This window comes from Thermohalobaculum sediminis, assembly GCF_023487995.1.
In the GTDB taxonomy this organism is placed as follows: Bacteria; Pseudomonadota; Alphaproteobacteria; order Rhodobacterales; family Rhodobacteraceae; genus Thermohalobaculum; species Thermohalobaculum sediminis.
In genome coordinates this window covers 16203-30424 of sequence record NZ_JAMFKN010000013.1, presented here as the reverse complement: position 1 = coordinate 30424, position 14222 = coordinate 16203, and the positions used below count along the sequence as shown (strand labels likewise).

Sequence of the window (14222 nt, the reverse complement as noted above, 5' to 3'; positions counted from 1 at the left end):
TCTCACGAGCCGTGAGGATTTTGTTTCTTTAGGCTGGGTGAATATTGCATTCCCTCGCCAGAAGAAGCCTGGTTCCCACCCAGGCCGCTTCCGCCCCAAGCGCCAGAACGGCAGCCAATCCGCGCCCATCCGCGATGCCGCCGGCCGCAATCACATGCGTATCAGGCACCGCATCGACCACGGTCGGGACGAGGACCAGGGTGCTGACCTCGCCACACACATGGCCACCTGCTTCGACACCCTGTGCGACCACGGCGTTGACCCCGAGGTCGACCACGCGCCGCGCCTCCTCGGCAGAACCCACGGTATGGATGGCCATGGCACCCGCGCTGTGGATCCGCTCGATCACGGGAGCTGGGTCTCCCCAGAAGGTGGAGACCACCGGGACGCCTTCCTCCAGTGCCGCATCCAGATTCGCATGGCCCTGCTCCACCGTCAGTGACAGGATAAAATTCACCCCGAACGGCCGATCGGTTCGGGACCGCACCTCGGCGATGGCCTTGCGCAGTTCCTCACTGCTGAGCCAGGTCGCCTGGATCACGCCGAGCCCGCCAACGTTTGAGACCGCGGCCACGAACTCAGGCGACGCCGAAATCGGAGCTGCAATGACCGGAATCGTGATGCCGAGCGCATGACAGAGCGGCGTCATCAGCTTTGACATGATCCTTCTCCGACGTTGAAACCGCATCAGGACTTGGCCCGCCGCGAACTTGTCCGGCTCCACCGACAGAACTAAGACGATGTTGGCAGAGGCTCACACGGTTGTCCGCTGCCGTAAGCAGTCGTTTTCCGCTCCGATCGCGCGTTTCCTGATTGAGTTGGTGACCTGCGCCCGTCCCTCGACCATGGGCTCGTCATTCCGGGCCGGTGCGCACCCGCGCCGGCAGAAACCGGTTCCCTGAAGTGCAGGAAGCTTGTTCCGTCGTTGGCGTTCAGGAGACACCGCCGCCACCCGACATGGGCTGCAGACCGGCCTTGGCGAGACATCTGCGCAGACGATCGAGATCCGCTGGTTGTTTGTATGGGGTCGCCTCGGCAGTGGTGCAGCTCTCTACCGTCGCCGACGGTTCGCTCTGCCTTATGCGCTCCACCACCGATCGCGCCTCTTCGATGAGATCAAGAGCAGCAGAGCTCGCCGCGAGATAGATCATCTTGGTCCGCCCCTCGAAGCGCGGGATTCCCTCGAGCGTGGTGATCGCATCTGCGTATCGTTCGCAGTCAAAGAAGATTCCTCCGAGTTGGCAGGCGTACCAGTCGGGATGGTGCGGATTGAGGTGGATTGCCCTCAGTGCCTGTTCAACAGCTTCGTGCGCTCTCCCCGCATTGCTCAGGCAGTACGCATAATCGGTCAGGATGTCCGCGTCGTTGGGATTCAGAGCCAGGGCGCGCTCGCACTCGACCAGCGCCAAGGCGTGTTGGCCCCTGAAAAGACGATAGCCGGCCAGCGCCCAGTGCCCCCACGCTTCATCGTCATCGGCCGCGACCGAGGCTTCCGCGAACGAGAGCGCCGTCTGCCACGACTCCTCGTCAGATGCCCTCCATCCGTGACTGATTTCAATCATGTAAGCCCAGGAGAGCTTGGCGAGCGCCTTCGCGTAAGCGGGCTGGATGCGGATGGCTTCCTCGAAATGCATCCGCGCCTGCGCCAGGCCCTCTTGCGTGAAGCTGTCGAAGCTGTGAATGCCGCACAAGAAGCTGTCAAAGGCCGCGAAACTTGGTTCGGCCACCCTCTTCCGACGGTTCTGCCAAGCCTTCTGCAAGCGGCCGCCATAAGCCGTGGCCACCGTCGACACGATGGTTTCTGTGAGTTCGTCCTGGACCGCGAAAATATCCTCGACATGACGGTCGTAGCGGTCGGCCCAGAGCTGCCGGCCGGTCTCGCCCCCAAGGAGCTGGGCAGTAACGCGCACTCTCGCTCCATAGCGCTGCACACTTCCGGCAAGGATATAGTGCGCACCGATCTCGCGGCTGATTTGAGGGACGCTGACCGCCATTCCCCTTTATGCAAAGGACGAGTTTCGGGAGATCACCGATAGATCCCGGAACCGCGCCAAGTCCGTGATGATATGCTCCGTGATCCCCGCGCAGAAATAGTCTTCGGCTGGGTCCCCGCTCATGTTGTCGAAGCACAAGACCGCAATCGCCGGTCGATGGTCTGAAGTGGGGTGTGCCGGCGCGGACCGGGACGCGCCTACCTGGACGTGATAGCACCGGACCGGCGTCCCGATATTCTTGAGTGGAACGTCGCCGAGATCCTCGGTGGCAATGTCGATCTTGCCTTTCACCTCCTCGAAAACCTTTCCGGATATGCAAATCCCGCCAGGCTCAGCGATGGACTCGAGCCGGGCTGCGATATTGACGCCATCGCCGTAGATGTCGTCACCCTCGACGAGCACGTCACAGAGGTTGATGCCAATCCTCAGCTTGAATTTTCCTGCCGACTCCTTGGCGAGAGCCGTCTGGATCGCGACTGCACTCGCCACGGCATCGAGCACCGATCCGAATTCGACGAGAACGCCGTCACCCATGATTTTCACGATGCGTCCACCATGCTGCGCGATCGTGGGGTCAAAGACTGTGGCGCGATGTTCTTTCAAGTCCGCAAGCGTCGTCTCCTCGTCCTCGGCCATCAAGGTCGAGTAACCGACAATGTCAGCAGAGAGAATCGCGGCGAGTCGTCGTGCCAAGGGCGATCTCCGTTTCGCCTGAAATTACCATCGCGAACACCATTCTCCACGCATAAGGTGCGGTCCGCTCATCTCGGCATTTGGAACGAACGTAGATTGAGCGCCGCCATGGCGGATGCTCGCTCGGAGGTCGGAACGCTCGTTCTCGACGTGCCAATTGGAGCTGAACTCAGGGCCGGGAGCGACGCAGAAACCACCGCCGGAGCGGGCGGAAAGTCGCAGTTCGCTGCGCCTGGCACGAACGGCGGTTCCGCAGACGAAGCGATCCTGGGTCGTTGCGCAATATCGCACAGATTGCTGATTTGACGATCTTGCGCATCGAAGAGCTTTGCCGGGCTTATTTGGGAAGCTCGACCTCGCCTTCCCATTCGGTGGTTTTTCGCCCGTCGACTACCGGGCCGGACATGAAACTGCCGCTACCTGTCATGCCAACATATTTTCCGGTACCTCGCACAACCATCCAGGTCCCGCGACGCTGATACTTTTCGACCTTCTGGGCATCGAACTGGTTCCCCGGGGCCAGTTCGAACGCGACAGTCCAGCGGTTTGGCGCTTCCCCGAAGATACAGATGCCGTCGCCTAGGATTTCCTCAGGCGTCCAGAAACCCGCACCGTGGCACTCGACAGGCCCGCTCGGCAGTGAGCCAGCGTGAGGCACAAATGCTCCGACGCTGTCGTACATGTAATACCCGGAGTACTCACCGGTCTCCCATGTTCTCTGATCGGTGTCGTAAGTGTTGGTGCCCGAGATCATTTCGCCAGCGAGCGCAGACGCTGTCAAAGAGACACCTGCGGCGGCGATCAGGAGGGGTTTCATGTGGTGTGCCCCATGGTCAAATTCTCCCGTCCGACTCTAGAGTTGATACGACCGTCGACCAAGGAGTTTCGAACGCGCGCTGCGCCATCGTGCTTGGCTTGCGAAGCAAGCCTCGTGACCTGCGCCCCTGAAGCGTCCTCGATTTGAGGTTAGCCTGTTCTCCGGACGAGGAGACAGACGATGAAGGGAAGCCGTTTCAGCGAAGCGCAGATCATTGGGATTCTGAAGGAGCACCAGGCGGGCGTGAGCCTGTCCGATCTGTGCCGCAAGCACGGGATCAGCGACGCGACCTTCTAAAACTGGATGAGAAAGTACGGCGGTTCGGAAGTCGCCGACGCAAAGCGTCTGAAGGCGCTGGAGGCCGAGAACGCGAAGCTCAAGAAGACGCTGGCCGAGCAGATGATGGATGTGGCGACGCTGAAAGAGACGCTCGGAAAGAACTTCTCAAGCCCGGTTCGAGGAGGAAGGCCGTGGACTGGGCCATGGAAACCAAAGGCTACAATCAGCGGCGAGCCTGTACGTTGGCCGGGATCGATCCGCGCGTCTATCGGCGTAGGGCGAAACGCCCGGCGGACACGGAACTGCGGGCCAGGCTGCAGGAACTGGCATTCGAGCGACGGGGGTTTGGCTATCGGCAACTGCACATTCTGCTCAAGCGGGAAGGCTGGGAGGTGAACTGGAAGTAGCTCTACCGGCTCTACCGCGAAGAACGGTTAACCGTCCGTAATAGGGGCGGACGCAAGCGCGCGATCGGAACCAGAGCACCGATGGCGATCCCCCAGGGGCCGAACCAGCGGTGGTCGCTCGACCTCGTCTCGGATGCGCTGTCGGACGGCAGACGCTTCCGCATCCTCTGCGTGATCGACGACTTCAGCCGGGAATGCCTGGCAGCGATTGTGGATACCTCGATCTCAGGCGTCCGCGTGTCGCGGGAGCTGGACCGGATCGCCGAGATGCGGGGCTACCCCTGCATGGTGGTCAGCGACAACGGGACCGGACTGACGTCGAATGCCATGCTCAAGTGGCAGCAGGACCGACAGGTTGAATGGCACTCCATCGCGCCGGCTAAGCAGATGCAGAACGGCTTCGTCGAAAGCTTCAACGGCCGCCTGAGGGACGAATGCCTGAACGAGCATCCCTTCCCGACCATGCGCCATGCCCGCTATTTGATTGCGGCATGGCGCGACGACTACAACCATCACCGCCCGCATTCGAGCCTCGACCGGCTCACCCCGCGGGAGTATCACCAACGTTCAGAAAAGTACCAACCCTGAACAGAGCGAACCGATAAACGCGGACTGCAAGGGGAACAGGTCGCGCGCTACGTTGCGCCAGTGGGATCGCGCTTGCAGGAACAGTAGATAACGGGCCGGAGTTCATCGCCGAGGCCGTGAGGAGCTGGATAGCCGCGATCGGCGCCAGAGCCGCCTTCACATTGACGTATTGCCGTAGACGTCCGTCGCTTCGGCGCCAAGGTCGTGGCTGAGCCCGCCTGGCGGCTCAATCGGCGCCGAAGACCAGACCGGAAAATCCGTCACCTTTCCCGTCTCGGCACGCCGAACCGCAGAGGACCACTCAGTGAGTGAAATACGACGTCGCGCCGCTGCGGCTCGAGACGTCCCACGACAACGGCCGCACTTGCGAGAGTTGCGTGTCCGCACCGCGGCACTTCGACTTTTGGAGTGAACCAACGCAGCCGATCGTCGGCATCCTTGGGAACAAGATATGCCGTCTCGGCAAGATTGTGCTCGGCCGCTATCGCCTGCATCGCATCGTCCGGAGGGAACATCTCGAACAACATGACGGCCGCCGGGTCGCCTGCGAACAACCGTGTCGTAAACGAGTCCAGCTGGAAAATCCGAGACCGCGTGAACGACCCCTCCCCTTAGTCGGTCCCATCCCCCAGGTGCGTATGTGCGGCCGGCCTCTGCGACAGCCGATCGAAGTAGGCGCGCACGGATGGAAGTTCCGGCCTCTCGATCGGCGTCTGGAACCAACGATTGACAGAAAGGCCGATGACGATGTCCGCAAGAGTGAAAGGCTTGCCGCAGACATGAAGGCGGCCGTCGGCGAGGCGCCGCTCCAGCAGACGCATCATGCGTGCCCACTCGACGAGTGAGGCGGCGACTTGTTCCGCCGTACCAGCGATCTGGTTCTTGCGGACGATCGCCTGAAACGCCACGCGCCATGACCCATTGAGCTCGGTTGCTTGCCAGTCCATCATTTCCTCGACCTGCGCCCGCGCGAGCGGCTCGACGGGGAGCAAGTCAGTGCGATCATGTTTTCCGGCGAGATAGCGAGCGATGGTGTTCGATTCGGTGATGATCGAGGGGCCGTCGATAAGCACCGGCACCAGCGCTTTCGGATTGAGCGACAGAAACTCTGGCGCGGACGTCGGTCGCGTACCGGCACCCCATTCCTCGTGCTCATAAGGCACGCCGATCTCGTCGCAGGTCCACAGCACCTTGCGCACGTTGATCGACTGGCGTTTGCCGAGAACCTGCAACATGAGATGACCTACTTCTGCCAGAACGGCTTCACACTCTCGCGCGCGATCATCTAAGTATTGAGGCCGACATCGCGCAGTTGCACAGCATCCATTTGCGACAGCTCATGGCAAATGCGCAGCCGATGCAGCCACAAGAAAGGCAGGCCCATTGCCTGCCACTCCATTCGCAGTGCGCGAGCGCGACTATCCCAATCGACATAGCGATGGAGGAGCTCTTGCACGTGTCGATCCATTCAACCGTAGCAGTGTTCTGCTGGATCTATTGATCCAGTACATACCTCCGCGCAATCGAAACATTGACTTCGGTGCAATACTACCGACAGGCGACTATACCGCGCTCGCCGATGCCATCGCTGCAGATATCGCGGCCGGCCGCCTCAAGCCGGGTGGTGGCACCCGCGCACCCCGCAACGTACCTCTCGCCGCGCCCGGCCCTCAGGCGGCGGCGTCCTCGCCATGACGCGGGTGACCGGCCTGCGACCTCGGATCGCGGGCGGGATGTGCCGGGGCGCCAGTCGCCGCCGCGCCGGTCGTCGCCACGCCCGCCGGCTCGGGATCACCCGGCCCTTCGGCACGGCCCGTTTGCATGGCATCGGGCAGGCCCGACACGCCGCGGGCAGAGCCGTCGGTGCCTCGATCGCCCTCCACGGCCCCCTGCCGTTCGGCGGCGCTCATCGTGCGCTTGAGCGTATCGGCTTCGGTGGCCAGCCCGGCCGCGGTCTCGGCGGCCTCGGCGGCGAGGACGGCATTCTTCTGGATCACGCGGTCAAGCTCGCGCACGGCATCGGAAATCTGCTCGGCGCCGACGCTCTGCTCGCCCATGGCGTGCGAGATCTCGCTGATCAGGGTGGCCGTGCGCCGGATGCTGGGTGGCAACCCCTCGAGCACCCGGCTCGCCTCGGCCGAGATGCGGCTCGTCTCGCGCGAGAGCGTGCGGATCTCGACCGCCGCATCCCTCGACCGCTCGGCCAGCTTGCGGACCTCGGCGGCGACCACGGCGAAGCCGCGCCCCTGGTCGCCCGCGCGCGCCGCCTCGACCGCGGCGTTGAGCGCGAGGAGATCGGTTTGCCGCGCGATCTCCTCGATCACCGCGACCTTCTCGGTGATGCTCCGCATCGAGGCGATGGCCTCGTTGACGACGCCATGGCAGCGCTCGGCCTCGCCGGCTGCCTGGGCCGCGATCCGCTCAGTCTGCCCGGCATTGTCGGCAGTCTGGCGGATCGAGGCGCTCATCTCCTCGACCGTCGCCGACGCCTGCTGGGCCGAGCTGGCCTGCCGGTTCGCCCCGTCGCTGATCGCGTCGGCCGTCACGTTGAGCCGGGCGCTGCCATCCGCCACGGCGCCGGCGCTCCGCTGCGCCCCCTCGAGGATGCCCCCGAGGCGCTCCTCGAGCGCGCGCATCTCGAGCACGTTCCCACGGAAAACGCCGAGGGCCGTCCCGATCCGTCCGATCTCGTCGCGCCGCGCCCCGAAGCCGGAGATCGGCGAGAGGTCACCGCGCGCGAGCGCTTCGGTCACCCGGCTCAGCGTGTCGAGGGGGGCGACGATCCTGCGCCGCGTGAGGATCGCCGAGCCGAGCGCCACGACGAGCACGACCCCCGCGAGGCCCAGCATGGCAAGGAAAGCCTGCCGAATCGCCCGATCGACGACATCGCCCGCCGAATTCATCTCCTCCAGCGCCCGGCCGATCAGCTTCTTGCCCTCGGCGGTGAGGGCCGCGCCGACGGCCACGGCATCGCCCGAGAGTGTGCGCGCGCGCGTCGCGGCTGTGAGCCGGGCGCGGCGCACCCCGACGAGGCCGCCGCTGGCGTCGGCCTCAGCCAGCAGCCGGGCGCCAAGCCCTTCCGGAAGCCCGCCACCGGCCTCGATCACCGCGCGTAGCCGCTCGGCACTTGAGGCGACCTCTCGGCCCACCGCATCGAGCTGCCGCGCATCGTCCGCAGATACGACCATGAAGAGCGACGCCACGTACGCATTCGTGGCGGCATCGAGCACCAGCCCGTCCCGCATCTGCGCCACCGGCCCGGCGATCAGTCCGTCGATTGCCGCTGCATTGCGCTCCCCAGCCGATCGGGCGGCGTCCAGCGCGCGCGTCCGGACAAGTTCGAGCCGGCCGGCCAGAAGTTCGTCGAGCTGCCGCCGAAGGTCGATCATCATCTCGGTCCGCGTATGATCGGCAAGGGCAGCCGCTTCGCCCTCGCCCGACGCAACCTGGCGCAGTTCCGCGGCCAGTTGCAGGAGTCCCGCCGCGTCGCCCGGGTCGAGCCGCGCATAGGCCGCACCCGCCCCGTCGAACGCCGCGAGCGCACCCGAGGACACTTCGAGCAGCGCGGCCTCCAGCGGCGGGTCGTAGGCGAGGGCCCGGGCCACCTCGGCGCCGGCGAAGAGGTTTGCCTCGGCCCGCATCGTCCGCAGGGCGTCGAGGACAGCAAGATCCTCGCCCATCAGCGCCCCGATCACGTCGCCGGTCGCCGCCTTCGCCGCATCGCCGCCCGCCAGCAGCGCCGCATAGGCGTCGTCGACGAGCGGACCGATATGGGCGCGCGCGCCGGACAGGGCTTCTGCCAGTGCCACGAGCCGCCTCGCCTCCTCGTCGGCGCGGTCCATCGCGCGGGCGCGCGCGGCAGCGAGACCGGAGCCGCGCTCGGCCATCTGGGGCAGGAACGCGCGCATCGACGCCGCACCGGCCGGCGGGAGGCCGGAGATCGTCTCCTTCAGCCGCGTCATTCGCAGATCGAACTCTGCCTTCGCGCCCTCGAGCGCCGCGGGGGCCGACGCCGCGTCGATGGCGTAGATTGCCTCGACGGCGGACTGCACTTCGCTCATCAGGGTCGCGGCGGCCGAGACCTGCGGGATGGTGTTCTCGCGCAGGCCGCGAAACTCGGCGCGCACGAGGTCGAAGGCGAGGAGAGCCACGGCCACGCTGACCCTCGCCAACCCCGCAAGTCCCAGGACGATGAGCGCGAGGCTGCGCCCGACGCTTCGCTGCCGCCGGGACGTAGCACCGTGCGCCCGCCCGAACCGGATTCGACGCATCCGACACCTCCGCTCGCTTGCCGCGCGGGTCGCCGCCCCGCCCTCGAATGACCATCTCGCCGGGGCCGGGCCGGGCACCGGCAGTTGCGCCGGGCCCGGGCGCGGCCGACCGGTGCGAACAGGGAACGCGAAGAACCTGAAGATTGTGTTGCCCCCGGCGGGAGGTCGCCCGGGAGCCGAATCCAGCGCCCTGCGCCGCCGAAATCCTGCGCGACACGGCGGCGCGGCGCGCTAATTCTTGCCCGGCGTGCCGATTTCGTGCACCATCCACGATGGGAGAGCGTGGGGTATTCTCAAGATGAACGTTTCAACACACAGCAGGAACATGTCCGGCGATGTGGTTTCCACCGGGCCAAAGCCGCCTTCTTCGATCGCCGCGACGGGTCTGGATGACGTTTTCCTGATCGACCTCCTGACCAAGACGGTCGAAAGCATGGGCCTCGACCGCCCTTCCGAGATGGCGCATGCGCTTAAGCTGCCGCGCTGGATCGTCGACGAGCTGCTCGAGATGGCGGTCGAGATGAAGCTCTTCTACGCGGTCGGCCAGCTCGGCGCGAACCTGAACGCCGAGATGCGCTATGCAATCACCGACCGCGGCCGCGAGCGCGCGCGCGAGGCGTTCGAGAAGAACCAGTGGATCGGCCCGGCGCCTGTGCCGCTGGAGCAGTTCGTCGAGCAGGCAAAGAACCAGTCCATCAAGGGCGAGACCCTGACCCGCGAGATGCTGGAGCGCGCCTTCGACGACCTGACCTTGTCCGAGAGCGTGATGCAGCAGCTTGGCCCGGCAGCCAATTCGGGCCAGTCGATCATGCTGTTCGGCCCGCCCGGCAACGGCAAGTCGACCATCGCCGAGCATTTCTGCCATGCCTATCACCATGGCGTCTTCATTCCGCACGCCCTGGAAGTCGACAACCAGATCATCACGCTCTACGACCCGACCGTGCACATCGCGATCGACACCGACGAGCATGGCGACGGCGTCCTGCGGCGCAGCCATTCGGGGCACGACCAGCGTTATGTCCTGTGCCGCCGCCCGGCGGTCATTACCGGCGGCGAGTTGTCACTCGAGAAACTCGACCTCGCCTACAGCCCCGAGGCGCGGATCTACGAGGCGCCCTACCAGCTCAAGGCCTGCGGCGGCGTCTTCGTGGTGGACGACTTCGGCCGCCAGCGCCACAAGCCGCAGGAGCTGGTCAACCGCCTGATCGTGCCGCTGGAGAACCGGGTCGACTACCTTTCGCTCAAGACCGGGCGCAAGTTCGAGGTGCCCTTCGACACGCTGGTCATCTTCTCGACGAACATCGACCCCGAAAGCCTGCTCGACACGGCCGGCCTGCGGCGCATCCGGTTCAAGATCCCGATCATGCCGCCGGACCGCAACCAGTTCGTGCGCATCTTCGCCCGCACCGCGCAGCGCAACGGGATGGACCTCAACGAGGAGACGCTGGCCTTCGTCCTGTTCGAGCTCTACGCCAAGACGCCGAACGCGACCTTCCACGCCTTCCACCCGCGCTTCCTGGTCGAGCAGAGCCTGGCGATCTGCGCCTATGAAGGCGTCGCGCCGCAGTTGAAGCCCGAATTTCTGCGCCGCGCCTGGGCGCACATGGTCACCCAGACCGCGACCTGAGCCATGGCCCCGGGCCTGAAGCAGAACGGCGCGCCGCAGGGCGCGCCGTTTCCACTCGAGGGGCCGCGTCGCGATCAGTCGCCGGCCGCGAGGCAGTCCTCGAGCGCCGCCACGAGGTTTCCGATGAGCGCGGGATATAGGCCCGGCCCGATCTCGAGCTCGGCGCCCAGCGGATCGAGCGTGCCGCGCCGGGCGCCGGTGCCCTCGATCACCGTTGCGACGACGCGCGGCTCGAACTGCGGCTCCGAGAACACGCAGACGGCGCCGAGTTGGGCCACGACCTCGCGGATCTCGGCCACGCGCGCGGCGCTGGGCCGGGCCGCATCGCTCAGCGCGATCGCGCCCGCAGCCGGGATCCCGAAGCGCGCCTCGAAATACTGGTAGGCGTCGTGGAAGACGATGAAGCGCCGGTCGCGCAGCGGCGCGAGGCGCGCGCCGATTTCCGACATCAGCGCGTCGAGCTCGGCCTGCCCCGCCGCGGCATTGGCGCGGTAGGCGGCTGCGTTCGCGGGATCGGCGCCGGCCAGCGTCTCGGCAATGGCGCCGAGCCAGAGGCGGGCGTTCGCCGGGTCGAGCCACATATGCTCGTCGACAGCTCCGGCTTCGGCATGCCCCGGCTCGTCACGGCCATCGGCGTGGTCATGCGCGTGGTCGTCGCCATCGGTCTCCTCGTCATGCGCATGGTCCGCAGCGTCGGCGTGGCGCTCGGCACTACCCGCCGAGTCGTGGCTCTCGTCCCCATGAGCATGCTCGTGCCCCTCGAACCGGCCGCCGGTTCGGACCGGAAGCCGCACGGCGCCGGGCACGTCCGCGAGCGCGAGCACGGTCGCATCGGACGCCAGAGCCGCGGCCGCCTCGCCGAACCAGGGCGCAAGCCCCGGCCCGACCCAGAAGACCACCACCGCGTCGTCGAGCGCACCGGCCTCGGACGGCCGCATCGCGTAGCCATGCGGCGAGGCCCCCGGCGGGACCACGAGGTCGGGCGCGCCGATCCCCTGCATCACCCGCGCGACCAGCGAGTGGACGGGAGCGATGTCGGTGGCGACGCGCGGCGCGGCCGCGCCCTGCGCCGCCGCCGGTCCGGCGCCGAGGGCGGCGACCAGGGCGATGGCCGCGGGCAGCATTCCCCCGAACGCGGCGCGGCCCGGCATCAGGGTCGCCACCCTTCCGCTCCGTCCGCCTCTCACCGAAAACCCGTCGGAAGATCCTGCCCGGCCCATCCTCGCCTCCTTCGCCTGCGTCCCGCCTGAAAACCCGAAAGCCCCTTGCCGGGGTCGCGGGCAAGGCTTATAGCGGCTGTGATGATATAACAATCGAAAAGTTATCTTGTAACAGAGACCCCGAGCCGATGGCACGATCCGACACCAGCAAGGGATGCGGCGAGGGCGCGATCGCCTTCGCCCCGCACGATCACGCGCGCTGCCGGCGTGCCGCGATCGAGGACGCGCGCGCCCGCTGTGCCGCGGCCGGGCTGCGGCTCACCCCTGTGCGCGAGCGCGTGCTGGAGATCCTGCTCGAAAGCCACGCCGCACTCGGCGCCTATGACGTGCTACGGCGGCTGACGGACGAAGGCGCCGTGCCGCAGCCACCGATCGCGTATCGCGCGCTCGACTTCCTCGTGGCCCACGGCTTCGCGCACCGCATCGAGAAGCTCAACGCCTATGTTGCCTGCACCGCCTCGGCCGAGACGCACGATCCGGTCTTCATGATCTGCCGCGACTGCAAGGCGGTGGCCGAGCTTCCCTCGGCGCCGGTCGCGCGCGACCTCGAGCGCGAGGCCGAGCGGATCGGCTTCGACATCGGCCGCACCGTCGTCGAGGCCGAGGGCCTCTGCCCCGGCTGCCGCGCGGAGAGCGCGTCATGAGCCCCGAAGGTCTCGCCATCGCCGTCCCGCATGCCAAGCCACTGATCGAGGTTCGCGGCCTAACCGTCGCGCCTGGCGGCAAGCGGATCCTATGGGATGTCGATCTCGCAATCCGGCCGGACGAGATCGTGACGCTGGTCGGTCCGAACGGGTCGGGCAAGACCACTCTGTTGCGCGCCATCGTCGGCGCGATCCGGCCGGACGGCGGCGAGATCCGGCGCAGCCCTTCCCTGCGCATCGGCTATGTGCCGCAACGGCTTGCCATCGACCGGACCATGCCGATCACGGTGGATCGCTTCCTCGCCCTCGGCGGCGCGACCGACGCCGCGGCACTGCGCGAGGCGCTCGAGCGGGTCGGCATCGCAGGGCTCGGCGGGCAGCAGATGGCGACGCTTTCGGGCGGGCAGTTCCAGCGCGCGGTGCTCGCGCGCGCACTGCTGCGGAGACCGACGATGCTCGTGCTCGACGAGGCGACGCAGGGTCTGGACCAGCCCGGCGTCGCCGCCTTCTACCGGCTGATCGAGGAGGTCCGCCGCGCGCTCGGCTGTGCCGTGGTGATGGCGAGCCACGACCTCCACGTGGTCATGAGCGCCTCGGACCGGGTGATCTGCCTCAACGGGCATGTCTGCTGCGAGGGCACGCCGACCGTCGTCTCGGCCCGCCCCGAATACCGCGCGCTGTTCGGCCTCGGCACCGAGGGCACGCTGGCACTCTACCGCCACGTCCACGACCATCGCCACGACGTCGGCGGGACCGACGGCGCGCCCTGCGGCGAGGACCATCACCACCATCACGCGCCGGCCGATGCCGACCGCAGCGCCGGAAAGGAGCATGAGGCGTGAGCCTGCTCGACGATTTCATGATCCGCGCGGCGCTCGCGGGCATCGGCGTGGCCCTCGCGGCCGGACCGCTCGGCTGCTTCGTGGTCTGGCGGCGCATGGCCTATTTCGGCGACGCGACCGCGCATGCCTCGCTGCTGGGCGTGGCACTCGCGCTGGCAAGTGACCTGCCGGTGCTCCTCGGCGTGCTGGGGGCGGCGCTCGCCACCGCGCTGGTGCTGTCGGCTCGCTGGGGCGGAACCTATGCCGCGGATACGTTGCTCGGGGTCGTCGCGCATGCCTCGCTGGCCTTGGGCCTCGTCGCGGTGTCATTCCTGCACGGCGTGCGGATCGACCTGATGGGTTACCTGTTCGGCGACATCCTGGCGGTGACGCGGGCCGATCTTGCGGTGATCTGGGCGGGCGCGCTCGCGGTCGCGGCGCTGCTGGTGCTGCGCTGGCGCGGGCTCATGACTGCGACGCTCAGCCCCGACCTCGCCTTCGCCGAGGGCCGCGACCCCGAGCGCGAGCGGCTGGTCCTCACGGTCGCGCTCGCGCTTCTGGTCGCAGTGGCGATCAAGGTGGTGGGCGCCCTCCTCATCACCGCGATGCTGATCGTGCCGGCCGCCGCCGCGCGCGGCTTCGCGCGGACGCCCGAAGGGATGGCGGCCCTCGCCGCGCTGATCGGCGCGGGGGCAGTGATTGCGGGCGTGGCCGCGTCCTTCCGGCTCGACACGCCCGCAGGACCCAGCATCGTGGTCGCCGCCGTCGCCGTGTTCCTCGCCGCCGCGCTGGCCGGCCCGCGCCTGGCAGAGCGGCGCGCCGAGAACGGCCGGGTGGTTTGACGCGCGTCAAGGCGCCGAA

General features: G+C 67.0%; 12 protein-coding genes and 1 pseudogene. 5 read left to right on the top strand and 8 right to left on the bottom strand.

The features are described from left to right. Positions 1-28: 28 nt before the first annotated feature. The 4 genes from M1105_RS19065 to M1105_RS19050 all read right to left on the bottom strand — a co-directional run bounded on the left by M1105_RS19065 (position 29) and on the right by M1105_RS19050 (position 3504). Complete coding sequence (locus tag M1105_RS19065) at positions 29-661, bottom strand: NAD(P)H-dependent flavin oxidoreductase (RefSeq protein ID WP_249581971.1); 633 nt, start codon at positions 659-661, stop codon at positions 29-31. 271 nt (positions 662-932) lie between these two features. Then, positions 933-1994, bottom strand: coding sequence for a tetratricopeptide repeat protein (locus tag M1105_RS19060; protein WP_249581970.1), 1062 nt, complete (start codon positions 1992-1994; stop codon positions 933-935). A gap of 6 nt (positions 1995-2000) precedes the next feature. Next, positions 2001-2687, bottom strand: coding sequence for an adenylate/guanylate cyclase domain-containing protein (locus M1105_RS19055; RefSeq protein ID WP_249581969.1), 687 nt, complete (start codon positions 2685-2687; stop codon positions 2001-2003). Positions 2688-3024: 337 nt separating this feature from the next. Beyond that, positions 3025-3504 carry a hypothetical protein gene (locus tag M1105_RS19050; protein ID WP_249581968.1) on the bottom strand — a complete coding sequence of 160 codons (480 nt, stop codon included), beginning with the start codon at positions 3502-3504 and terminating at the stop codon, positions 3025-3027. A gap of 180 nt (positions 3505-3684) precedes the next feature. On the opposite strand from M1105_RS19050, the pseudogene M1105_RS19045 reads away from it, so the two are divergent. Beyond that, positions 3685-4778: pseudogene (locus M1105_RS19045) on the top strand (IS3 family transposase). Between the two features lie 260 nt (positions 4779-5038). Here the strand turns inward: M1105_RS19045 and M1105_RS21020 are convergent. The 3 genes from M1105_RS21020 to M1105_RS20865 form a co-directional block, all read right to left on the bottom strand. Then, positions 5039-5362 carry a PhzF family phenazine biosynthesis protein gene (locus tag M1105_RS21020; RefSeq protein WP_406600645.1) on the bottom strand — a complete coding sequence of 108 codons (324 nt, stop codon included), beginning with the start codon at positions 5360-5362 and terminating at the stop codon, positions 5039-5041. Positions 5363-5389: 27 nt separating this feature from the next. Beyond that, complete coding sequence (locus M1105_RS19040) at positions 5390-6013, bottom strand: glutathione S-transferase family protein (protein WP_249581967.1); 624 nt, start codon at positions 6011-6013, stop codon at positions 5390-5392. Between the two features lie 435 nt (positions 6014-6448). After that, positions 6449-8935, bottom strand: a complete 2487-nt coding sequence (locus M1105_RS20865) for a methyl-accepting chemotaxis protein (RefSeq protein ID WP_249581966.1) — start codon at positions 8933-8935, stop codon at positions 6449-6451. A gap of 412 nt (positions 8936-9347) precedes the next feature. Between M1105_RS20865 and M1105_RS19030 the strand changes: the two genes are divergently transcribed. Then, the gene (locus M1105_RS19030; protein ID WP_249581965.1) at positions 9348-10676 is read left to right on the top strand and encodes a P-loop NTPase family protein; all 1329 of its coding nucleotides are present in this window, start codon (positions 9348-9350) and stop codon (positions 10674-10676) included. Positions 10677-10750: 74 nt separating this feature from the next. On the opposite strand, the gene M1105_RS19025 is transcribed toward M1105_RS19030, so the two are convergent. Next, positions 10751-11839: a zinc ABC transporter substrate-binding protein gene (locus M1105_RS19025; protein WP_249581964.1), complete on the bottom strand. Its 1089-nt coding sequence runs from the start codon at positions 11837-11839 to the stop codon at positions 10751-10753. A 185-nt stretch (positions 11840-12024) separates the two neighbouring features. Between M1105_RS19025 and M1105_RS19020 the strand changes: the two genes are divergently transcribed. The 3 genes from M1105_RS19020 to M1105_RS19010 are packed head-to-tail and all read left to right on the top strand — an operon-like array spanning position 12025 to position 14203. Further along, complete coding sequence (locus tag M1105_RS19020) at positions 12025-12540, top strand: Fur family transcriptional regulator (protein ID WP_249581963.1); 516 nt, start codon at positions 12025-12027, stop codon at positions 12538-12540. Continuing rightward, entirely contained in the window at positions 12537-13382 is an 846-nt protein-coding gene (locus tag M1105_RS19015; RefSeq protein WP_249581962.1) for an ATP-binding cassette domain-containing protein, read from the top strand. The genes M1105_RS19020 and M1105_RS19015 overlap by 4 nt, the downstream gene beginning before the upstream one ends. 2 nt (positions 13383-13384) lie before the next feature. Continuing rightward, positions 13385-14203, top strand: a complete 819-nt coding sequence (locus M1105_RS19010; protein WP_249582013.1) for a metal ABC transporter permease — start codon at positions 13385-13387, stop codon at positions 14201-14203. The last annotated feature ends 19 nt before the right edge of the window (positions 14204-14222 follow it).